Source organism: Mesorhizobium sp. M2A.F.Ca.ET.042.01.1.1 (assembly GCF_003997405.1).
Classification (GTDB): Bacteria; Pseudomonadota; Alphaproteobacteria; order Rhizobiales; family Rhizobiaceae; genus Mesorhizobium.
Map to the genome: position 1 here is coordinate 1 of NZ_RZRX01000008.1, position 19,092 is coordinate 19,092.

Consider the following 19,092-nt stretch of genomic DNA (forward strand, 5'->3'; position numbering starts at 1 on the left):
CTTCGGGGGAGATTGGCAGCTTCGGCGCCCCGCCCGGTCCTGAGGCATTGTAGATTGGCGAAAGCCGATGCGACAGCTGATCTCCCCCCTTGTGGGGAAGATGTCCGGCAGGACAGAGGGGGGCGCTGTCCCGCCAGCATCTTAGTTCGGCTCCAACCCATCGCCGTCACTCAATCTCCGCGCCCAGGCCCTTCATCAGTCCCATGAATTCCGGAAAGCTCGTCGCGATCATGTTCGCGTCGTCGATCGTCACCGGCTTCTCCGTCGCCAGTCCCATCACCAGGAAACTCATGGCGATGCGGTGGTCGAGATGCGTCTTCACCGCGGTGTCCGGTCCGTTGGGGTGCGCGCCCAAGCCCTTGCCGCCCGGTCTGCCGCGAACCGCAAGCGAAGCTTCGCCCTCGGTGCAATCGACGCCGTTGAGCTTCAGCCCGGTGGCGACCGCCGCCAGCCGGTCCGATTCCTTGACCCGCAATTCCTCCAGCCCCTGCATCAGCGTCTCGCCCTCGGCGAAGCTGGCCGCGACCGCCAGCACCGGATATTCGTCGATCATCGACGGCGCGCGCTCCGGCGGCACCACCACGCCTTTCAATTCCGAATAGCGCACCCGCAGATCCGCCACGTCCTCGCCGCCGGCATTGCGTGGGTTGAGGATATCGATCCGGCCGCCCATTTCCTGCAATGTGAGAAGCAGGCCGGTGCGCGTCGGGTTCATCAGCACGTTTTCGATGACAATGTCCGAGCCCGGCACGATGAGCGCCGCGACCAGCGGGAAGCCGGCCGAGGAAGGGTCGCCGGGCACGGCGATCGTCTGTCCGGTGAGCTTGCCCTGACCCTCGATGAAGATGTGGCGCACGCCGCGCTCATCGGTCTCGACGGTCAGATTGGCGCCAAAGCCTTTGAGCATCTTTTCGGTGTGGTCGCGCGTCATCACCGGCTCGATCACCGTGGTGATGCCGGGCGTGTTCAGGCCGGCAAGCAGCACCGCCGACTTCACCTGGGCCGAGGCCATCGGCACGCGATAGGTGATCGGCGCGGCATGTTTCGGGCCGCGCAGCGTGATTGGCATGCGGTCGCCGGGCGCAGCCTTCAGCACCTGCACGCCCATCTGGCGCAGCGGGTCGAGCACGCGGCCCATCGGCCGGCCCGACAGCGAGGCGTCGCCGATGAAGGTGGTCTCCATGTCATAGGTGCCGACGAGACCCATGGTGAGGCGCGAGCCGGTGCCGGCATTGCCGAAATCGAGCGGCCCTTCCGGTTGCAGCAGCGCGCCGTTGCCGGTGCCGCGGATCACCCACTCGGCGCCGTTCTTCTCGATATGCGCGCCCATCGCCTTCATGGCGGCTCCGGTGCGCATCACGTCCTCGCCTTCGAGCAGGCCGGTGATGCGCGTCTCGCCCGAGGCAAGGCCGCCGAACATGAAGGAGCGGTGCGAGATCGACTTGTCGCCCGGCACGCGCGCGGTGCCTGCAAGGGCAGGGGATTTGCGGGCCGTGGCTGGTTTAGCGGCGGCGGAATGAGACATTTTGTCTTCCAAATGAAAGGCCGGCTGGCCGGCCCGGTTCGTCATGATGCGGCGGTCTCGTATCACGGCGCGCGGCAATGGTCATCCCCTTGGCGCAAGCCTTTGAAAAGCGGGTTTCGGGCACATGTCTTTTGGCTTTGACAGCACGGAAAACTGCGGTTAAGGGGACCATTCTTTTTTTGACGAGGCCTGACGTGGCAAAAGCTGAACTTGGCACCAAGCGTGTCGACCCCGAAACGGGTCGGAAATTCTACGATCTGAACAAGGACCCGATCGTCTCGCCCTATACCGGCAAGAGCTATCCGCGCTCCTATTTCGACGAAGGCAAGATTTCCGCCGTCGAGGAAGATGAGGAAGTCGCCGACAAGGAACTGGACGGCGACGAGGAGGAAGGCGCCGAAGTCGTCTCGCTCGAGGAAGCCGATGACGAGGCCAAGGGCGGCGGCGACGATCTTCCCGATCTCGGCGATGACGAGGACGATGTCGATCTCGGCGATGATGACGAGGACACCTTCCTAGCCGACGAAGAGGAAGAGGACGACGACGTCTCCGACATGATCGGCGTCGGCGATGACGAGGACGAGGTCTGATTTAAGACCTCGGCGCGATTGTTTGCCGGCGATTTTCGCCTGTGACGAAAAAGCGGTCTTTCGAGGCTTGATCTTGACCGAAGGCGGCGCTAGAAGCCGCCAGCACTAAACGACGGCGCGGTTCCCAACCGCGCCGGATCTCTTCGCCGGAAACGGCGCCGGCTGACTGCCGGGAGTGGGGCCATAGCTCAGTTGGGAGAGCGCTTGAATGGCATTCAAGAGGTCGTCGGTTCGATTCCGATTGGCTCCACCAAACAGTCCTTCCTGAGCAGATTTCTTGGCGGCAGAAACCGTCACCCCTGTTCACGCTTGTCTGCGCGGCGCCCGAGCCCGTAGGGACGGCTTGGACGCAATGCGGCTAACCGCGCTCGGCGCGGGTTCTGGCTGCCTTGCGCGCAGCCGCTGATCGTCCGGCGGCGCCTTTGGTCTGCGCGGCTTTCCTGGCCGCAGCCGACCGCTCTGCGGCCGTGCGGCTGGATGCAGCGCTCTTGGCCTGCCGCGACAGGGCCTTGCGGGAGGCGGTGCTTTTCGGCTCGCCCTCGAGCACCTTCGACACCGCCTTCGAGACCTTCGGCTGGCGCTTCGGCTTGCGTTCGCCCTGGCCTGCCTCGTAGGCATATTGGGCGCTCTTGCGCGTGGTCTCCTTCACGTCGCCTTTTTTGGGCGGCGGCAGGTCGACGCCCGCGCGGCGCGCTTCCGAAAGGCCGATGGCGATCGCCTGCTTGGTGGAGCGGGCGCCGTGCTTGCCTTGGCGGACTTTATCGATTTCCGCGTGAACGAACTCACCGGCCTGCGTGCTTGCCGATTTGCCTTCGCGCTTGTCCTTGCGCGCCTTTTCGATGGTTTTCTTGTCCGGCATTGTTTTTCTCCTTGTTCGAACGGGGCACGATCGAACGCCGACGGGCCGCTTGGGATCGCGCGTCAGCGGCTTTCATAGGTGCCGACAAGCTCGGCTGTGGCGATCATGTGCGGCCTCGCACGGGCCACAAGATCGGCTATTCCCGTTTCGCCGCCGGTTTCCAGCGTCTCCACGTCGAGTGCTGAAAGGCGGAAGTGATAGTGATGGACGCCATGACCTTTCGGCGGCTGGGGACCGTCATAATGGGCGTTGCCGAAGTCGTTCACGCCTTGGCGGAAACTCTCCGGCCCGGCAGTGCCTTCCGGCAGGCTGTCCCGCCCGGCGGGGATGTCATAGACCGCCCAATGGCGAAACATGCCGCGCGGCGCGTCGGGATCCTCGACGACAAGCAGGAAGCTCCTGGTCCCGGCCGGCGCGTTCTTCCATCGCAGGGGAGGAGACAAGTTGCCTCCGTTGCGGACATAGGGCTCGGGAATGGTCTGCCCGGTTTCAAAGGCTGGACTCTCAAGCGTGAAAGCCATGCTGAAACTCCTTGCTCTTATCGCGTTCTTCTCGAAGGAAATCGACAAACGATCTCTGCTCGGATCGGTGGAGCGCAATCGTTCCTGGTTTCTTGGGAACGCCGGGTACGGGCGGGAGTTCCAGCATCACGCCCCGCCGACGGCGGTCGATGAATGCTCGCAGGTGGAGCTATCGCCTCTTGGAAAACCACCCCGGACGGAAGCGACGCAGGCCGTATCCGGCGAAAGAGTTGGCAGGTCGGCATAAGAGCCGTTGACGCGGAACCGCAGGTCTCGAAGATTTTGCCGGCCGCATTTTCGGTATATTGAAGCGGGAAGGTGTCGGCGCAACAGGTAACAACGTCATGCGCGTTCTGGTCCGGATTGCGGTTATCGTCGCGATATTGTTGGCGTTGCTGTATCTGGGATTGTGGTATTCGACTGGCGAACAGGGCTTTCTGCTGCTCCCCGGCGGCGCGCCGTCTCAATAGATGGAGTGTCCGTCTCGCGGGCCTGTTCGCTTGAAATGGTCCTGACGTTTGAACTGGCCCTGACATTTAAACTGGCTTTGACGTTCCTGCGATGAATTCTCCGCTGGGCCACGGCGTCCCTGCGATGACCTGCTCGCCCGATTGTTTGGCCCGGGTACAAAGGAAAGTGCCCGAGGAAACCCCTATGCCGGCGGCGGCAACTAGGCTAAGTGGCTTCCTGTCAGAGGGATGCCTATGAGAATTCCGGTTTTGGGTGGGAAACTGGCACAGGGACGGGTTCGATCCGGATTGCTTGCGCGATCAAGCAGTCTCTTGCCGATGCTGGGGGTTGTGGCCGCGCTTGCCGCTTGCCAGTCGACTCCAGACACACAGCCCGTTGATGGTTCGCAACCTGTTGCTGACCCGCAACCCGCTCCGGCCGCTGCGCCCGCTCCGGCCTTGCCGAATTCGGCGGTGCTGGATCAGACGGTCGCGGTCGTTCCGCCCGCCAAGGGCGTTCCGGCGAGATATGCCGCCTTCTCCGGCATATGGGCGGGGCAGCTGAACGGCATGTATGATGGCAAGCTGGCCGTTCTGACTGTGTCCTCGGGCGGACAGGTGACGGTCAGCTACGCATGGGGCGATCTGGCCGACAACAAGCCGGGCGTCGCCGACGGCTCCGGCAGGATCGTCGGCAGTACCTTGAAGCTCGGGCGCCTGCCGAACGGTGCCGACATCACCGCCACAATGCCGTCGCCGGGAACGCTCAACGTCACCTACGCGCTCGCCGGCCAGACTTACACCGGCTCGTTCGCGCGAGTCGGCCAGTAAGCAACGCCAACCGCTAGGATCGAGACGTGTCGCGCGTGATCCGCACGCACATCGGCGTTCCGATCTCGATGGCATGCCCGGTGTCGGTGAGCCGGCCGCTCGCCTCGTCGCGGGCGAAGATCGAGATGCGGTCGGCATTCTGGTTGGCCGAGAACAGATGCTTGCCCGATGGCGTCAGCGCCAGGTTGCGGGGCGTCGCGCCGCCGCAGGGCGTGAAGTCGACCGTTTGGAGCTTTCCCGATTGCTGATCGACGGCAAAAATGGCGACGCTGTCGTGACCGCGGTTGGAGCCGTAGAGGAAGCGGCCGTCGGGCGAGATCTGGATGTCGGCGCAGTGATTGTGCGCGCGAGCCTCTCCGGGCACCGCCGGCTTGGTGTCGATGAGTTCAAGCCTGCCTGAAGCAGGATCAAACGCCAGCGACACGACCGTCGAGTCCAGCTCGTTCATGACGAAGACGAAGCGGCCGTTCGGATGCAGCGCGACATGGCGCGGCCCTGCGCCGGGCGCGAGCGCCGACGACGCGAGCTTTACCAGCGCGCCGCCCGGCTCGATCTGGTAGGAGACCAATTGGTCGATGCCGAGATCGGCGACGATGGCGACGCCGCCCTGGATGGTCTCGGTGACGCTGTGCGCATGCGAGCGCTCCTGCCGCTCTGCATTCGGGCCGGTGCCGGAATGCGCGACGCTCGCCAGCGGCGCCGTCAGGCCGCCATCGGCCGTAAAGCCGAACACGGCGACCGCCTTGTCGGGGCCGCCGCTGCCCATGCCGTAATTCGCGACCAGAAGCTTGCTGCCGTCGCGGGTGATCGTGTTGTGGGCGGTGATGCTGCCGAGCGATGGCTGCTTGTTGATATAGGCGAGCGAGTTTGTGGCGCGGTCGAAGCGATAGGCCGTGACCGTTCCCTCGCGCCAGGCGAAGACTTCCGAATTGGCATAGATCAGCGTCCCGTCCGGCGTCACCGACAGGAAGGTCGGATTGTCGACCTCATTGGTCTCGGCAACTTTTTGAACGGCAAGCGTTGCCTCGTCGAAGGCGTAGACGCCGAGGCCGACGCCGCGCGCGCCCTGGAAATAGGGCGCCTCGCGGTTGAGGCTGCCGACAAAGACAAGACAGGCGCTTTGCATCGATCTTCCTCCCTAAGCAGGTTCCGCAAAAGTGTCTTACGGTCTTGCGAAGAGAACCTGCGAAACAACAATGCCGGCGGCTCCTCCGCCTGTGCCGGCTTTGCAAAAATTTCGCCGATCGTCGCTTGCAAGGCAATCCCATATGTGAAAATATTATTCACAAAAGAAAATTGACGGGAGGAAAGCGATCATGCGTCTCGCCATCCGGCATCGTGTCCGGAACCGCCTTGCAGGCCGCGCCGAAAGCTCCCGGAGCACGGCATGAGCGCGTTCTCCCCGACCGTCGGCATCGCCTCGACGCATCCGGCCGACATGCCTGAGGCGCATGCCGACATCCCCGTCTGGAATTCGGAAAACTGGTTCTACGAGGACTGGCAGGTCGGCCACAAAATCCGCTCGCTCCGTCGCACCATCGCCGAGGGCGAAAGCCATATGTTCAATGCGCTCGTGCTGGATATCCACCCTTACGTCCAGGACCAGATGTTCGCCGAAAGGGAAGGCATTTTCGGCAAGCGCCTGGTGGCCGGCGCCTTCGTCTTTTCCGCCGGACTCGGCCTCGTCGCCACTAACTGCGTCAACGCCTTTTCCTATGGCTATGACAAGCTCCGCTTCATCAAGCCGGTCTTCATCGGCGACACCATTTATTCGATCCGCACCAACCTCGACAAAAAGCCGCGCTATCACGACATGGGCCTGATCCGCGCCAGCTATGAAGTCTTCAAGGGTGAAGGAGAGCTCGTGCTCTACTGCGAGCATCTGCAGACGGTGAAATACAAGAACCCGGCCGATTTCGTCGGCAAGACCGAGAAGTGAACCGTGGCCGCTGACGCTGAACTTCCGCTGACCGGCCTCGTGGTCGTCGACATGAGCCAGTTCCTGTCGGGGCCTTATTGTTCGCTGCGCCTGCTCGACCTCGGCGCGCGCGTCATCAAGATCGAGCGGCCGGATGGCGGGGATCTTTCGCGCCGGCTCTATCTCAGCGACACCGAGATCGGCGGCGATTCCACCATCTTCCACGCCATCAACCGCGGCAAGGAGAGCCTGGCCATCGACCTCAAGAATGAGGCCGACCTCGCCGCGCTGCGCGGCCTGATCGCCAAGGCCGACGTGCTGATCCAGAACTTCCGGCCGGGCGTCATCGAGCGGCTCGGCCTCGATTACGAGCATGTCAGCACTATCAACCCGCGGCTCGTCTACGCCTCGATCAGCGGCTATGGCGAGGACGGCCCCTGGGTGAAGCGCCCGGGGCAGGATCTGCTCGCACAGGCGCGCTCCGGCGTGATGTGGCTGAACGGCGACGAGGAGCAGGGGCCGGTGCCGTTCGGGCTGGCGATCGCCGACATGCTGGCGGGCGCGGCCTGCGCGCAAGGCATCCTCGCCAAACTGGTGCGGCGCGGCATCAGCGGCGAGGGCGGCCATGTCGAGACCAGCCTGCTCGAGGCGCTGGTCGATTTCCAGTTCGAGGTGCTGACCACGCATCTCAACGACGGCCGCCGCCTGCCGAAGCGCTCGTCCTTTCGCAGCGCCCATGCCTACCTCTCGGCGCCTTACGGCGTCTATCCGGCCAAGGACGGTTACCTGGCGATCGCCATGACGCCGATCCCGAAGATTGCCGATCTGCTCGACTTGCCCGAGCTCGACCCGTTCCGCGACAAGCCCGCGACCTGGTTCACCGCCCGCGACGAGATCAAGGCCATCATCGCCAGGCGCATCGCCGAAAAAACCACCGACGAGTGGCTGGCCATTCTCGAGCCCGCCGACATCTGGTGCGCCAAGGTGCTGACCTGGCCGGAGCTGATGGAAAACGACGGCTTCAAGGCGCTCGACATGCTGCAGACCGTGACGCGCGAGGACAATGTCTCGATCCTCACCACGCGTTCGCCGCTGCGCGTCGACGGCGCCCGCGCAAAGGTGGATCGTGCCGCTCCGCGCATCGGCGAGAACAGCGAGAAGATCCGCGCGGAGTTCGGCCTGTGAGCGGTGTTGTTCTGAAAGGCATGACCTGGAGCCATCCGCGCGGCTACGACCCGATGGTGGCGTGCTCCGCGCTATGGCGGGAAAAGACCGGCGTCTCGATCGAATGGGAGAAACGCTCGCTGCAGGATTTCGAGTCCTTTCCGGTGGAAGAGCTCGCCCGCGCCTATGATCTGATCGTCATCGACCATCCGCATGTCGGCCAGATCACCGCCGAAAAGTGCCTGGCGCCGCTCGATGTGGCCGGACGCGAGGCGGAACGTGCAGCGCTCGCCGAGGGAAGTGTCGGCAAATCCTATCCGAGCTACAATTGGCAAGGGCGGCAATGGGCTTTTCCGATCGACGCCGCCACCCAGGTGCAGGCCTGGCGGCCGGACTTGATCGAAGCCGCGCCGGTGATCTGGACCGAAGTGCTGGCGCTTGCCGAGCAGGGCCGCGTTCTCTTGCCGCTCAGGCCGCCGCATTCGCTGATGTGCTTCTACACTTTGGCCGCCGAACTCGGCCGGCCCTGCACGATCGACGGCTCGCTTGACCTCGTCGATGGCGAAACCGGCGAAACTGCCTTTGAGATGCTGAGCGAGATCGCGGCGCTCGTCGATCCCGCATGCCTGACGATGGACCCGATCGCGGTTTTCGAGAAAATGGCCGAGCCCGGCTCGCGCATCGCCTGCGCGCCGCTGATCTATGGCTATGTTTCCTATGCGGCGGCGGGTTTCCGGCCGCATCGCATCGCCTTTGCCGACATGCCGGTCGTCGGCGGCAACGGCCCGGTCGGCTCGGCGCTCGGCGGCACCGGCATTGCCGTCTCCGCCTTTTCCGCCCAACGCGAGGCGTCGATCGACTTCGCTTATTGGATCGCCAGCGGCGACGTGCAGCGCGGGCCTTATGCCGCCGCCGGCGGCCAGCCAGGCCATGCCGCGGCCTGGGAGGATGACGTCGTCAACGCTGCGACTGGCAATTTCTATCGCGACACAAGGGCGACGCTCGAAGGCGCCTGGGTCCGCCCGCGCCATGACGGCTACATGGCGTTCCAGCAGCAGGCCTCCGACCGCATCAATGAAGGCCTTGCAGGCAGACAGGACGCGGGCCGGGTCGTCGCCGACATCAATCGCCTGTTCCGGGAGAGTTTCGCGCCGGCCGCCGCCGGCTAGTTTCACTGCACCAAGGGAGGAAAAAATGACCAGCCTGATACGCGGCCTGCTCGCCGCAACCGCCTTAGTCTCGATCCCGTTCGCCGCCCATGCCGCTGACGTGAAGTCGGTGATCGACGGCCTGCCCGCCGACCTCAAGGCGCAATATGACGGCGCGCCGCAGAAAGTGCTGCCCTCGGCCTGGGATAATTTCACGCCGCCGGCGAAGCCCTGGAAGTGGTGCCATTCGGAGAGCTACCAGGGCAATCCGTGGCGCGTCTCGGTCACCAAGGAGCTGAAGCGACTGGTCGACGGCCTCATCGCCGACGGCACGGTGTCGAGCTTCGAAGTGTCGGATTCGAACAACGACCCGAGCCAGCAGATCAACCAGATCCGCGCCTTCATCGACAAGAAATGCTCGATCATCACCTCGATCCCGGGCTCGGCAACGGCGCTCGACGACGCTGTCGATGCGGCGGCCAAGGCGGGCATTCCCTTCATCACGGCGGCAGGTTCGATCACCAGCCCCAACGCCATCAATGTCGATTCCAACTATGCCCGCTGGGGCTACGACATGATGACGGCGATCGGCAAGGCGAAGCCCGACGCCAGCGTGCTGGTGGTCGAAGGCATCGCCGGTCATCCGATCGTGGTCCAGGAGAAGCAGGGCGCCGACAAGGCGCTGTCCGAGAACAAGGGGCTCAAGGTCGCGCGCACCGTCAACGGCAACTGGACGGCCAACGTCACCAAGACGGTGGTGCTGCAGGCGATTGCCACCAATCCGGCGCCGATCGACGCGGTGTGGACGACCGGCAGCGAAAGCCGCGTCGTCGCCGAAGCTTTTGCCGAAGCCGGCCGGCCGGCGCCGCTGATCACCGGCTCGATCACCGGCGATGCGCTCGGCTACTGGAAAGCCAATCCCGACAAGTATCGCTTCGAGGGCCATGCCGTGCTGCCGGGCTGGACGGCGCAGACTTTGTTCCGTGTCGGCGAGCGCATGCTCGATGGCCAGAAGCCGAAGCTCAACACGCTGCTGATCCCGATCCCGCCCGTGCACGCCGCCGAGCTCGACAAATGGTACAAGGACTGCATGACGCCGGATGCCGTGTCGGTCTTCCCCGTACCGCCGACCGACCCGATGCCGGAGGACGTGCTCGACGCCTATTTCGCCAATCCCGCGCCGACCAAGGGCTGGGATTATTCCAAGGTGCCGGACGCCTGCGCCAAGTGATGTTTTATGAAGCCGGTTCTTCTTGAGGAGCCGGCTTCTCTTTCCGGGAAGAAAAATGCTCGAGGTCCAAGGCGTTTCAAAGCGCTATGGCGAAACCGTCGCGCTGGCGGAGGCGTCGATCGCCTTCCGTCCCGGCACGATCCATACGATCCTGGGCGAGAACGGCTCGGGCAAGAGCACGCTGGTGAAGCTGCTGTCCGGCATCGTGCAGCCGGATGGCGGCGCGATCCTGCTCGATGGCAGGGCGTTTTCCGGCGCGCAGCCCGCCGCCTTCCAGGCCGCCGGCTTCGCCACCGTGTTCCAGGAGGTGCTGGTCGCGCCTGAACGTTCGGTGACCGACAACATCCTTCTCGGTCTCGACGGCCTGTGGCGACGAGGCGTGCCGCGCGGCGAGCGTCGAGCCCGGGCGCAGGCCGCGCTTGCCCGCTTCGCGGTGACGCCGATCGATCTCGACCGGCCGTGCGGCGAGCTGCCGCTTGCCGCTAGGCAGCTTGTGGTGCTCGCCCGCGCGGTCATCCGCAACCCGCGTGTCCTGATCCTCGACGAGGTGACGGCGGCGCTCGACTTCGCCGACCGCGAGTCGGTCTTTTCGCTGATGCGCGCCATCGCCGGCGCGGGCACGCTGATCCTGTTCATCACGCACCGCATGGACGAAGTGATGGCTTTGTCCGACCGCATATCCATCCTGCGCGCCGGCCGCGTCGTGAAGACCGAGGAGCGCGGCGCATCGACCCCGGCCGAGCTTCTGACCGCGATGGCACCGCAAACGGCAGCGGAGCTGGCGCATGGCTGAGACAACGGCGCTTCGCGTGCGGGGGCTGGTCATCGCGCCCGGTGTCGATCCGATCAGCCAGACCATCGCGCCGGGCGAGATCGTTGGTCTTGCCGGGCTCGACGGTCACGGCCAGGAACGTTTCTTGCGCGCGCTGGCTGGGCTCGAGCGTCCGATCGCGGGCGAGATCGCCGTCGACGGTAAGGCTGGCTCGATCACCAGCTTCCGCAAGGCCGTCGCCGGCGGCATTGCCTATCTGCCGCGCGACCGCCGTTCGACCGGCATTTTCCCGGCCCAGTCGGTGCTCGATAATTTCGCCATCTCCACCGTGTCGAGCGATCGTCGCTTCGGCCTCTTGAGCTTCGCGGCGCGACTCCGTCGCTACGAGACGTACAGGCAAAGGCTTGGCATCGTGGCGTCGCGTCCCGATGCGGCCATAACCACGCTTTCCGGCGGCAACCAGCAGAAGGTGCTTCTCGCCCGCGCCCTTGCGCTGGAGCCGAACTTCCTTCTGCTCAACGACCCAACGCGCGGCGTCGACGTGGCGACCCGGCACGTGCTCTACGACGTCTTTCGAGGCCTTGCCGCCGAGGGCATGGCGCTGGTGATCCTGTCCAGCGAGATTGAGGAGATATTGCTTCTGTGCCACCGCGTGCTGGTATTTCGCGAGCAGCGCGTGTCGGCCGAGTTCTCGGGCTCGGAAATGACCACAGACGCGGTGATCGCCGCCATGTTCGGACGCGCCGCATGAGCCCGGTCCTTCGCAAATTGCGCGGCGTCGGCTTTGCCGTGGTGATGCTCGTCGTGCTCCTGGTCCTCAACGTCGCGCTCAATCCGGCGCGCTTTCAGCCTTCGTCCTGGGGCACGCTGCTCGGGCTGGCCGCCCCTCTGATCGGCGCGGCCGTCGCCTCGGCGCCGGTGATCCTGGCGGGACGCGGCGGCATCGACATCTCCGTCGGCCCGCTGATGGGCTTCGTCAACGCCCTGGTCATCCAGGTCCTGTTCCTCAATCTCGGCATCTCTTCGCCATGGATCGTCTTACCGGCAGCGCTGTTGGTCGGGGCGACAGTTGGCGCCGCGAACGGCGTGCTTGCGACGATCGTCCGCATCCAGCCGATCGTGGCGACGCTCGGCACCTATCTGATCCTCACCGGCGTCACGCTCACCATCCTGCCGGCGCCGATCGGTCCAGCGCCGGACTGGCTGAAGGCCATGGCCGGGCCGCTCTCGATCGTGCCGCTGGCGCTGATCGGCTTGTGCTGGTTCCTGGTGCGCCGCACACCCTATTACGACCTGCTGATGGCCGTCGGCAGCGACGACCGCGCCGCCTATACAGCCGGCGTGCCGGTGACCAGGGTGCGCCTCATCGCCTATGTCCTGACCGGGCTCTTTGCCGCCGCCGCCGGGCTGATGCTCACCTCGCTGATCGGCTCGGCCGACCCCAATATCGGCCCGACCTACACGCTGATCGCGATTGCCGCGGTGGCGCTCGGCGGCGTCAGCCTTGCCGGCGGGCGCGGCGGTCTCGGCGGCGCCGCGATCGGCGCCATAGACATCTTCCTGCTGCAGAGCCTGCTCACCACCTTCAACGTTTCAACCTATGTGCTGCAGATCGCCTATGGCCTGATCCTCGTTATCGCCGTGGTGCTGACGGCGGTGCAGGAACGGCTGTCGAGGCGGAAAGGCTGATCGGGATGACAAGCAACTGGTTCCAGTCCACTAACGCCCGCATCGCCGGCGCCTTCGCGATGGCGCTGCTGCTGCAGTTCGTCGGCTCGCTGCTCATTCCCGGCTATTCGGCGCCCTTCGCCATCCGCGCGCTGCTGGTCATCGCCTCGCTGCTGGCGGTCGCTTCGATCGGCCAGACGCTGGTCGTCATCCTGGGCGGCATCGATCTTTCCATCCCCTTCGTCATCGGCTTCGCCAATGTCGTGGCGGCGCAGCTTTACGGTCAGGGCTGGAACTTCGCCCTGGTCTGCGGTCTCGTCGGTGTTCTTGCGATAGCGATCGGCGTGCTGAACGGGCTGATCTCGCGCGGGCTCAACATTCATCCGCTCATCGTCACGCTAGGCATCGGCATGGTTGTCCAGGGCGCAGTGCTGTTGTGGACCGGCGGCTTCCCCTCCGGCTCGGCACCGGAAGCCGTGTCCAGCTTCGTCTCGATCGGCGGCTCGGTCGGGCCCTTGCCTGTGCCCTTGCTGGTGCCTTGCCTCGTGGCGCTGACGGCGCTGATCGAGCTGGTGCTCGCCCGTACGGCCTATGGGCGCCGGCTCTATGCGGTCGGCAGCAACCCGGAGGCCGCGCCCCTGGCGCTGATCGACCCGCTGCGCATGTGGATCGTCACCTATGCCGCGAGCGCCTTCTTTGCGGCTGTCGCCGGCGTGCTTTTGCTCGGCTTCACCGGCTCAGCCTATGGCGACGTCGGCCAACCCTATCTGTTCCAGACGATCGCCGCCGTCGTGGTCGGCGGCGCAGCACTTGTCGGCGGCCGCGGCAGCTATCTCGGCACCATTGCCGGCGTCCTGGTGCTGACTGAAATCAACACGCTGCTGATCGGCCTCGGCTTCCGCCCATCGACGGTGCAGGCCGCGCTTGGCCTGGTCATCCTGCTTCTGGTCTCGCTCTACGGCCGCGAGCGCCACGTGCGGACGACGATCTAGGTGCAGCTGCTAATAGCACTGCACAGGGATTTTGGCCGGTTGGAGATTGGCCGAAACGCCCATCGCGATCGTCATTCCAGGGCGGAGCAGGAGCGAAGCTCCGTCGCGAAGACCCTGGAATCCATGCCGTTACCTTCGCCAAGGCGCGCAACGGAGCAAAATCCTGCACCGTGGCGGCGCTTCCAAGTCACGGCATGGATTCTATGGTCTGCGCCGCGTCGCTTCGCTCCTTGCTCCGCCATAGAATGACGAGGTTGGGGTGGCTTCAAGCAATCCCCGGCGTTTGCGCTGATTTCACGCAAATGAACGGAAATAGTGCGGTTCGCCGTTTCCGGGAAACGGCGAACCGCACTAGCCTAGCCAAGCCGCCACAGCCGGCGCGCATTGCCCGAAAGCAGGCGCGTCCGCTCCGACTCGCTCGCGCCGGCCAGCAGCGCGTGTGTGGCGGCGATCCAGGTGGTCAGCCCGCCGCCCAGCGTGCAGACCGGCCAGTCGCTGCCCCAGATCACCCGGTCCCAGCCGAACGAGCCTATCGTGTGCTCGACATACGGCCGGAGCGTATCGACCGTCCAGGTCGCCGGATCGGCATAGGCGACGACGCCGGAGATCTTGGCCGTGACGTTGGGGCGCCTGGCGATCGCTTCCATATGCTCGCGCCACGGATGCTCGGCATTGCCCTTGATGTCGGGCACGCCGCAATGGTCGAGGTTGAACTGGACGTCGGGCGCGAGATCGGCAAGCGCCATCGCCTTCGGGATCTGATGCGGCAGCACCACCAGGTCGAAGGTCAGGCCGGTGCCGGCCAGCCGCTTGATGTTCTGGCGAAACAGCGCCCCTTCCGAGACATCGTCGGGCACGACATGCAGCACGCGGCGGAAACCCTTGACGAACGGCTCGGCCTTGACCGTCTCCAGATAGGCCTCGAAACCGGCCTCCTCCGGCCGGCAGGCGGCGATCGCTCCGCGAAGCAGGCTCCCGGCCCGACCGGCGAGCGACTTCACATAAGCCGTCTCGGCGGCAATGTCGGCGGGATCGACATCGACCTCCATGTGCAGGACGCCTTCGATGCCCGAGCGCCGCGCGTCGGCAGCATATTCCTCATAGGAAAAGTCGCGGTTCAGCGCCGGCACGCCGGCCAGCCACGGGTAGCGCAGCGCGCTCTGGTCGATGAGGTGCAGATGCGTGTCGATGATCATGGCGGCGTCTCCTCCCTTTGCGCCAGACAATATCCCGCCTAAAAATCCATTATTCAAATAAGAAATTACGACGATTGCGGCACATCCGACCCAGCGAGCTGCGACAACCTTGCGGCGGCGTCCTGCAGGTGCCGAATCGTCAGCGTGATATCCGGCGCCGCAGGGGCGTTGACGAGGGTGATGTAGGGAATGGTCAGCGCCGCGATGGCTCTGCCGTCGGGTCCGAGCACCGGCGTCGAAAGGTTGTAGACGCCGGCGGTCTGCAGCGATGCCATCATCTCGTAGCCGCGGTCGCGCACCTGGTCGAGGCGGGCGAAGAACTCGGGTGTCAAATTGAGTTGTTCGGTGCTCTGCAGATGCTCGGCGATCATCATCTTGCGCTCTTCCGGCGAGCGGAAGGCAAGCAGCACATGGCCGGAGCCGGTGTCGAACAGGCTGATATGCGAGCCGACCCGGATCGAGATGCCCCAGTAGCGCGGCGCTTCCTGCTGGGCGATAACCACGGCGGCGCCGCGGTCGAACACCACCAATTGGTTGGCCTGCCATGAGGTTTCGGCCAAATCGCGCATGATCGGCGTCGCGTAGGAAACCAGCCGCCGCACCGGCGCGTGCAATTGCGCCAGCCCGAAAAGCTTGAGCGTCAGCGAATAGCGATCGCCGTCGATCTTGGTGACATAGCCGCGCCGCACCAGGCGGTCGAGCATGCGGTAGAACTCGTTCGGGCTGCGGTCGAGCCGCTTGGCGATCTCCGCCTGGGTCAGGCCGCCGTCCACGCTCGCCAGCAGCTCGAGGATGTCCAGCCCCTTGTCCAGCGCCGGCGCGCGGTAGCGGTCCCCGTCTTCTTCGTCGGCCACCTGCCCCTCCAGTGAATTTCGATCTGCATATATGCATGAAGTTCGTTCCGCTGAAAGCACATTCGTCTTGACCCGGCAATGAAAATGCTATTTGCATATGAATGAAGCTTAAGCGATCGGCTGCGCATCCGGCCGGCCGTCGCCGCGAGCTCGTGGGAGGAGAGAACATGACGAGACTGCTTCTAGGCGTTTCCGCCGGCCTGGCCGGCTTGCTGCTGAGCGGCACGGCGTTTTCAGCCGATCTGCCCGGTAAGTTTCCGGGCGTGACGATCGACGCGAAGCTGATTGGCGGTCAGCAATATGAGAAGCTCTACGAGCGCATTCCCGAATGGGAGAAGCTGACCGGCGCCAAGGTCAACATCCTGTCGAAGAAGAACCACTTCGACCTCGACAAGGAGATCAAGTCGGACATTGCCTCCAACTCGATCACCTGGTGCGTCGGCTCCAACCACACCTCGTTCGCGCCGCAATATCCGGGCATCTACACCGATCTCGCCAAGCTGCTGCCGAAGGAAGAGCTCGACGCCTTCGTGCCGGCCAACATCGCCGCCGGCACGCTGGACGGCAAGCTGGTCATGCTGCCGCGCGCCCAGTTCGACGTCTCGGCGCTCTACTATCAGAAGAGCCTCTACCAGGACGAAGCCAAGAAGAAGGCCTACAAGGACAAGTACGGCGAGGAGCTTGCTCCGCCGGACACGTTCGACGAGATGGCGCAGCAGGCCGAATTCTTCGCCAGCCCGCCTGACTTCTACGGCACGCAATATGCCGGCAAGGAAGAGGCGATCAACGGCCGCTTCTACGAGATGGTGGTCGCCGATGGCGGCGAATATCTCGATAAGGACGGCAAGCCGGCGTTCAACTCCGAGGCCGGCGTCAAGGCGCTCGACTGGTTCGTCAACCTCTACAAGGCCAAGGCGGTTCCGGCCGGCACCACCAACTATCTGTGGGACGATCTCGGACAGGGTTTTGCTTCGGGCACCGTGGCGATCAACCTCGACTGGCCGGGCTGGGCCGGTTTCTTCAATGACCCCAAATCGTCCAAGGTCGCCGGCAATGTCGGCGTCAAGGTCCAGCCCAAGGGCTCGTCCGGCAAGCGTTCCGGCTGGTCCGGCGCGCATGGCTTCTCGGTGACCGAGAACTGCGCCAACAAGGAAGCCGCCGCTTCGCTGGTCTGGTGGCTGACCAATGAGGACAGCCAGAAGCTGGAAGCCGCGGCCGGCCCGCTGCCCACCCGAACCAAGGTTTGGGAATGGGATCTCGAGCAGGCGAAGTCCGATCCGTACAAGACCGAAGTGCTGCAGGCTTTCCAGGAAGCCGCCAAGAACGCCTTCGCGGTGCCGCAGACGCCGGAATGGATCGAGATATCCAACGCCGTCTATCCCGAGCTGCAGGCCGCCATCCTCGGCGACAAGACGTCGAAGCAGGCGCTCGACGACGCTGCCGCCAAGGCAACGCAAATCCTCCAGGACGCAGGCAAGCTCTAGGCAGCCGCATCCCGCAGCCGCCTCCCCGCAAACCGGGGAGGCGGCCGCGTAGCCTCGCAAAATGGCCATCCTCGGTTTCGGCCGGGGCTGGATCACATCACCTCGCTGACAGGATCCCGATGAAGGGCTTGAAGCCATCCGCGCCGATTCTTCTGCTGCTGCCGGCTTTCGTCGTGCTGGCGGCCGTTGTGCTCGTGCCGCTGCTTTTGTCGCTCTATTCCAGCTTCACGCCCTTCCGCCTGACTCGGCCCGAGACCTTCTTCGTGCTGATCGGCTTCCGGAACTATGTCTCGATCTTGATCAACCCGGACTTCTGGTGGGCCTTCGGTCGCACCGTTCTCTTGCTCACCATCGCGCTCAATCTTGAAATGCTGCTCGGCCTCGGCCTGGCCATGCTGGTCGAGAAGGCGACGCGCGGCCAGCGCATCCTGCGCACGCTGATGATGTTCCCGATGATGTTCTCGCCGATCCTGGTCGGCTTCCAGTTCAAATTCATGTTCAACGACAATATCGGCCTGGTGAACAACGCGCTGCAGTCGCTGGGCATCACCCAGGACGCCATCCCGTGGCTGATCGAAAGCCACCTCGCCTTCACCGCCATCACCATAGCGGAAGTCTGGTCGTCGACCTCGATCTTCGCCATCCTGATCCTGGCCGGTCTGCTCGCCATGCCCAAGGAGCCGATCGAGGCGGCCCGCGTCGACGGCTGCACGCCTTGGCAGACCTTCCGCTATGTGACCTGGCCCTTCGTCATGCCCTTCGCCTATATCGCCATGACGATCCGCTCGCTCGATGTCGCGCGCGCCTATGACATCGTCAAGATCATGACCGATGGCGGCCCGGCCGGTCGCACCGAGCTGTTGTGGACGCTGGTCGGGCGCACCGCCTACAGCGATGCGCGCATGGGGCTGGCCAACGCCATGGCCTATTTCTCGATCCTGCTGTCGATCGCCTTCACCGTCTATTTCTACAACAAGCTCGCCGCGGCGCGCGCGCAGATCGGTGCGGAGTGGTGACGATGGACGAGAACGCCTCCGCCCGCCTGATCCGCCGCGCGCTGACCGTCGCGCATCGTGTCGGCCTGTTCATGGCCATGCTGCTGATCTGCCTGCCGGGCATCTGGATCGTGCTGTCGTCGCTCAGGCCCACGGTCGAGATCATGGCCAAGCCGCCGGTCTGGATCCCGCAAGAGCTGTCCTTCGATGCCTATGTCGCCATGTTCAGCGGCATCGGCAAAGGCGGCATTCCGGTGCTCGACTATTTCCGCAACTCGCTGATCATCTCGGTCACCTCGACGGTGATCGCGGTCGCCATCGGCATGGCCGGCGGCTACGCCTTCGCGCGCTATCGCTTCCGCGGCAAGTCGGGCATGTTCCTCGGCCTGATGCTGACCCGTACCGTGCCCGGCATCGCCATGTCGCTGCCGCTCTTCTTCGTCTATGCGCGGCTCGGCATCATCGACACGCATTTCGGCATGATCCTCGCTTATGTGGCGCTGAACATCCCCTTCACCATCTGGCTGATCGACGGTTTTTTCCGCCAGGTGCCGAAGGACCTCGCCGAAGCAGCCCAGATCGACGGCTGCACGCGCTGGCAGGCCTTCTGGCAGGTCGAATTCCCGCTGGCGCGTCCCGGCATCGCCTCGGCCGCCATCTTCGCTTTCCTCACCTGCTGGAATGAATTCGCGCTGGCCTCGCAGCTGACCCGTTCCGTCAACTCCAAGACGCTGCCCGTCGGGCTGCTCGACTACACGGCCGAGTTCACCATCGACTGGCGCGGCATGTGCGCGCTGGCCGTGGTGATGATCATCCCGGCGCTGACCCTCACCTACATCGTCCAGAAACACCTCGTCGGCGGCCTCACCTCCGGCGCGGTGAAAGGTTGAACTTC

21 protein-coding genes and 1 tRNA gene are annotated in these 19,092 nt (G+C 64.6%); 16 read left to right on the forward strand and 6 right to left on the reverse strand.

All coding sequences use genetic code 11. The features are described from left to right. Positions 1-166: 166 nt before the first annotated feature. Positions 167-1,525, reverse strand: a complete 1,359-nt coding sequence (gene aroA, locus EOA23_RS02465) for a 3-phosphoshikimate 1-carboxyvinyltransferase (protein WP_127302779.1) — start codon at positions 1,523-1,525, stop codon at positions 167-169. A 194-nt stretch (positions 1,526-1,719) separates the two neighbouring features. On the opposite strand from aroA, the gene EOA23_RS02470 reads away from it, so the two are divergent. Then, positions 1,720-2,115, forward strand: a complete 396-nt coding sequence (locus EOA23_RS02470; RefSeq protein WP_042645159.1) for a TIGR02300 family protein — start codon at positions 1,720-1,722, stop codon at positions 2,113-2,115. A 177-nt stretch (positions 2,116-2,292) separates the two neighbouring features. Then, positions 2,293-2,368 (forward strand) — tRNA-Ala (locus EOA23_RS02475). A 105-nt stretch (positions 2,369-2,473) separates the two neighbouring features. Here EOA23_RS02475 and EOA23_RS02480 read toward each other — a convergent pair. Together EOA23_RS02480 and EOA23_RS02485 are read right to left on the reverse strand one after the other, a co-directional pair. Continuing rightward, entirely contained in the window at positions 2,474-2,974 is a 501-nt protein-coding gene (locus EOA23_RS02480) for a DUF6496 domain-containing protein (protein WP_127302780.1), read from the reverse strand. A 62-nt stretch (positions 2,975-3,036) separates the two neighbouring features. Next, the gene (locus EOA23_RS02485) at positions 3,037-3,495 is read right to left on the reverse strand and encodes a YbhB/YbcL family Raf kinase inhibitor-like protein (RefSeq protein ID WP_127302781.1); all 459 of its coding nucleotides are present in this window, start codon (positions 3,493-3,495) and stop codon (positions 3,037-3,039) included. Here EOA23_RS02485 and EOA23_RS02490 point away from each other — a divergent pair. The 3 genes from EOA23_RS02490 to EOA23_RS02495 all read left to right on the forward strand — a co-directional run bounded on the left by EOA23_RS02490 (position 3,485) and on the right by EOA23_RS02495 (position 4,775). Beyond that, positions 3,485-3,742, forward strand: coding sequence for a hypothetical protein (locus tag EOA23_RS02490; protein ID WP_127302782.1), 258 nt, complete (start codon positions 3,485-3,487; stop codon positions 3,740-3,742). The two genes, EOA23_RS02485 and EOA23_RS02490, sit on opposite strands and share 11 nt — an antisense overlap. A 97-nt stretch (positions 3,743-3,839) precedes the next feature. Beyond that, complete coding sequence (locus tag EOA23_RS36855; protein WP_281058740.1) at positions 3,840-3,965, forward strand: hypothetical protein; 126 nt, start codon at positions 3,840-3,842, stop codon at positions 3,963-3,965. A 453-nt stretch (positions 3,966-4,418) separates the two neighbouring features. Further along, the gene (locus EOA23_RS02495) at positions 4,419-4,775 is read left to right on the forward strand and encodes a hypothetical protein (protein ID WP_245456240.1); all 357 of its coding nucleotides are present in this window, start codon (positions 4,419-4,421) and stop codon (positions 4,773-4,775) included. 13 nt (positions 4,776-4,788) lie between these two features. Here EOA23_RS02495 and EOA23_RS02500 read toward each other — a convergent pair whose 3' ends face one another. After that, the gene (locus EOA23_RS02500; RefSeq protein WP_127302783.1) at positions 4,789-5,901 is read right to left on the reverse strand and encodes a lactonase family protein; all 1,113 of its coding nucleotides are present in this window, start codon (positions 5,899-5,901) and stop codon (positions 4,789-4,791) included. A gap of 261 nt (positions 5,902-6,162) precedes the next feature. Here EOA23_RS02500 and EOA23_RS02505 point away from each other — a divergent pair, with 261 nt between their 5' ends. From EOA23_RS02505 to EOA23_RS02540, 8 genes are read left to right on the forward strand one after another with little or no spacing between them, the layout of a single operon-like run. Next, positions 6,163-6,714: a MaoC family dehydratase gene (locus EOA23_RS02505; RefSeq protein WP_127302784.1), complete on the forward strand. Its 552-nt coding sequence runs from the start codon at positions 6,163-6,165 to the stop codon at positions 6,712-6,714. Between the two features lie 3 nt (positions 6,715-6,717). Then, positions 6,718-7,878 carry a CaiB/BaiF CoA-transferase family protein gene (locus EOA23_RS02510; RefSeq protein ID WP_127302785.1) on the forward strand — a complete coding sequence of 387 codons (1,161 nt, stop codon included), beginning with the start codon at positions 6,718-6,720 and terminating at the stop codon, positions 7,876-7,878. Then, a complete protein-coding gene (locus tag EOA23_RS02515) occupies positions 7,875-9,026 on the forward strand; it encodes an extracellular solute-binding protein (RefSeq protein WP_127302786.1) in 1,152 nt (383 codons plus the stop codon). Before EOA23_RS02510 ends, EOA23_RS02515 begins: the two co-directional genes overlap by 4 nt. A 25-nt stretch (positions 9,027-9,051) precedes the next feature. Continuing rightward, a complete protein-coding gene (locus tag EOA23_RS02520) occupies positions 9,052-10,236 on the forward strand; it encodes a substrate-binding domain-containing protein (RefSeq protein WP_127302787.1) in 1,185 nt (394 codons plus the stop codon). Between the two features lie 55 nt (positions 10,237-10,291). Continuing rightward, complete coding sequence (locus tag EOA23_RS02525) at positions 10,292-11,029, forward strand: ATP-binding cassette domain-containing protein (RefSeq protein ID WP_127302788.1); 738 nt, start codon at positions 10,292-10,294, stop codon at positions 11,027-11,029. Next, the gene (locus EOA23_RS02530) at positions 11,022-11,759 is read left to right on the forward strand and encodes an ATP-binding cassette domain-containing protein (RefSeq protein ID WP_127302789.1); all 738 of its coding nucleotides are present in this window, start codon (positions 11,022-11,024) and stop codon (positions 11,757-11,759) included. Before EOA23_RS02525 ends, EOA23_RS02530 begins: the two co-directional genes overlap by 8 nt. Then, positions 11,756-12,697: an ABC transporter permease gene (locus EOA23_RS02535; protein WP_127302790.1), complete on the forward strand. Its 942-nt coding sequence runs from the start codon at positions 11,756-11,758 to the stop codon at positions 12,695-12,697. Before EOA23_RS02530 ends, EOA23_RS02535 begins: the two co-directional genes overlap by 4 nt. Positions 12,698-12,702: 5 nt before the next feature. Beyond that, complete coding sequence (locus tag EOA23_RS02540) at positions 12,703-13,668, forward strand: ABC transporter permease (RefSeq protein ID WP_189341477.1); 966 nt, start codon at positions 12,703-12,705, stop codon at positions 13,666-13,668. Positions 13,669-14,024: 356 nt separating this feature from the next. On the opposite strand, the gene EOA23_RS02545 is transcribed toward EOA23_RS02540, so the two are convergent. Continuing rightward, positions 14,025-14,864 (reverse strand): amidohydrolase, encoded by an 840-nt coding sequence (locus EOA23_RS02545; protein WP_127302791.1) that lies wholly within the window; start codon positions 14,862-14,864, stop codon positions 14,025-14,027. Positions 14,865-14,929: 65 nt separating this feature from the next. Beyond that, complete coding sequence (locus EOA23_RS02550) at positions 14,930-15,718, reverse strand: IclR family transcriptional regulator (protein ID WP_127302792.1); 789 nt, start codon at positions 15,716-15,718, stop codon at positions 14,930-14,932. A 167-nt stretch (positions 15,719-15,885) separates the two neighbouring features. On the opposite strand from EOA23_RS02550, the gene EOA23_RS02555 reads away from it, so the two are divergent. From EOA23_RS02555 to EOA23_RS02565, 3 genes are all read left to right on the forward strand, one after another. After that, complete coding sequence (locus EOA23_RS02555; RefSeq protein WP_127302793.1) at positions 15,886-17,202, forward strand: sugar ABC transporter substrate-binding protein; 1,317 nt, start codon at positions 15,886-15,888, stop codon at positions 17,200-17,202. A gap of 119 nt (positions 17,203-17,321) precedes the next feature. Then, on the forward strand, positions 17,322-18,218 hold the full coding sequence (locus EOA23_RS02560; RefSeq protein ID WP_127302794.1) for a sugar ABC transporter permease: 897 nt from the start codon (positions 17,322-17,324) through the stop codon (positions 18,216-18,218). 2 nt (positions 18,219-18,220) lie between these two features. Further along, the gene (locus EOA23_RS02565; protein WP_127302795.1) at positions 18,221-19,087 is read left to right on the forward strand and encodes a carbohydrate ABC transporter permease; all 867 of its coding nucleotides are present in this window, start codon (positions 18,221-18,223) and stop codon (positions 19,085-19,087) included. Positions 19,088-19,092 lie beyond the last annotated feature (5 nt).

What these genes read in the sequence shown, in the direction of transcription:
- aroA (WP_127302779.1), bottom strand. Translation starts at nt 1,525, where the DNA reads ATGTCTCATTCCGCCGCCGCTAAACCAGCCACGGCCCGCAAATCCCCT.
- EOA23_RS02480 (WP_127302780.1), bottom strand. Translation starts at nt 2,974, where the DNA reads ATGCCGGACAAGAAAACCATCGAAAAGGCGCGCAAGGACAAGCGCGAA.
- EOA23_RS02485 (WP_127302781.1), bottom strand. Translation starts at nt 3,495, where the DNA reads ATGGCTTTCACGCTTGAGAGTCCAGCCTTTGAAACCGGGCAGACCATT.
- EOA23_RS36855 (WP_281058740.1), top strand. Translation starts at nt 3,840, where the DNA reads ATGCGCGTTCTGGTCCGGATTGCGGTTATCGTCGCGATATTGTTGGCG.
- EOA23_RS02500 (WP_127302783.1), bottom strand. Translation starts at nt 5,901, where the DNA reads ATGCAAAGCGCCTGTCTTGTCTTTGTCGGCAGCCTCAACCGCGAGGCG.
- EOA23_RS02505 (WP_127302784.1), top strand. Translation starts at nt 6,163, where the DNA reads ATGAGCGCGTTCTCCCCGACCGTCGGCATCGCCTCGACGCATCCGGCC.
- EOA23_RS02520 (WP_127302787.1), top strand. Translation starts at nt 9,052, where the DNA reads ATGACCAGCCTGATACGCGGCCTGCTCGCCGCAACCGCCTTAGTCTCG.
- EOA23_RS02525 (WP_127302788.1), top strand. Translation starts at nt 10,292, where the DNA reads ATGCTCGAGGTCCAAGGCGTTTCAAAGCGCTATGGCGAAACCGTCGCG.
- EOA23_RS02530 (WP_127302789.1), top strand. Translation starts at nt 11,022, where the DNA reads ATGGCTGAGACAACGGCGCTTCGCGTGCGGGGGCTGGTCATCGCGCCC.
- EOA23_RS02535 (WP_127302790.1), top strand. Translation starts at nt 11,756, where the DNA reads ATGAGCCCGGTCCTTCGCAAATTGCGCGGCGTCGGCTTTGCCGTGGTG.
- EOA23_RS02540 (WP_189341477.1), top strand. Translation starts at nt 12,703, where the DNA reads ATGACAAGCAACTGGTTCCAGTCCACTAACGCCCGCATCGCCGGCGCC.
- EOA23_RS02545 (WP_127302791.1), bottom strand. Translation starts at nt 14,864, where the DNA reads ATGATCATCGACACGCATCTGCACCTCATCGACCAGAGCGCGCTGCGC.
- EOA23_RS02555 (WP_127302793.1), top strand. Translation starts at nt 15,886, where the DNA reads ATGACGAGACTGCTTCTAGGCGTTTCCGCCGGCCTGGCCGGCTTGCTG.
- EOA23_RS02560 (WP_127302794.1), top strand. Translation starts at nt 17,322, where the DNA reads ATGAAGGGCTTGAAGCCATCCGCGCCGATTCTTCTGCTGCTGCCGGCT.
- EOA23_RS02565 (WP_127302795.1), top strand. Translation starts at nt 18,221, where the DNA reads ATGGACGAGAACGCCTCCGCCCGCCTGATCCGCCGCGCGCTGACCGTC.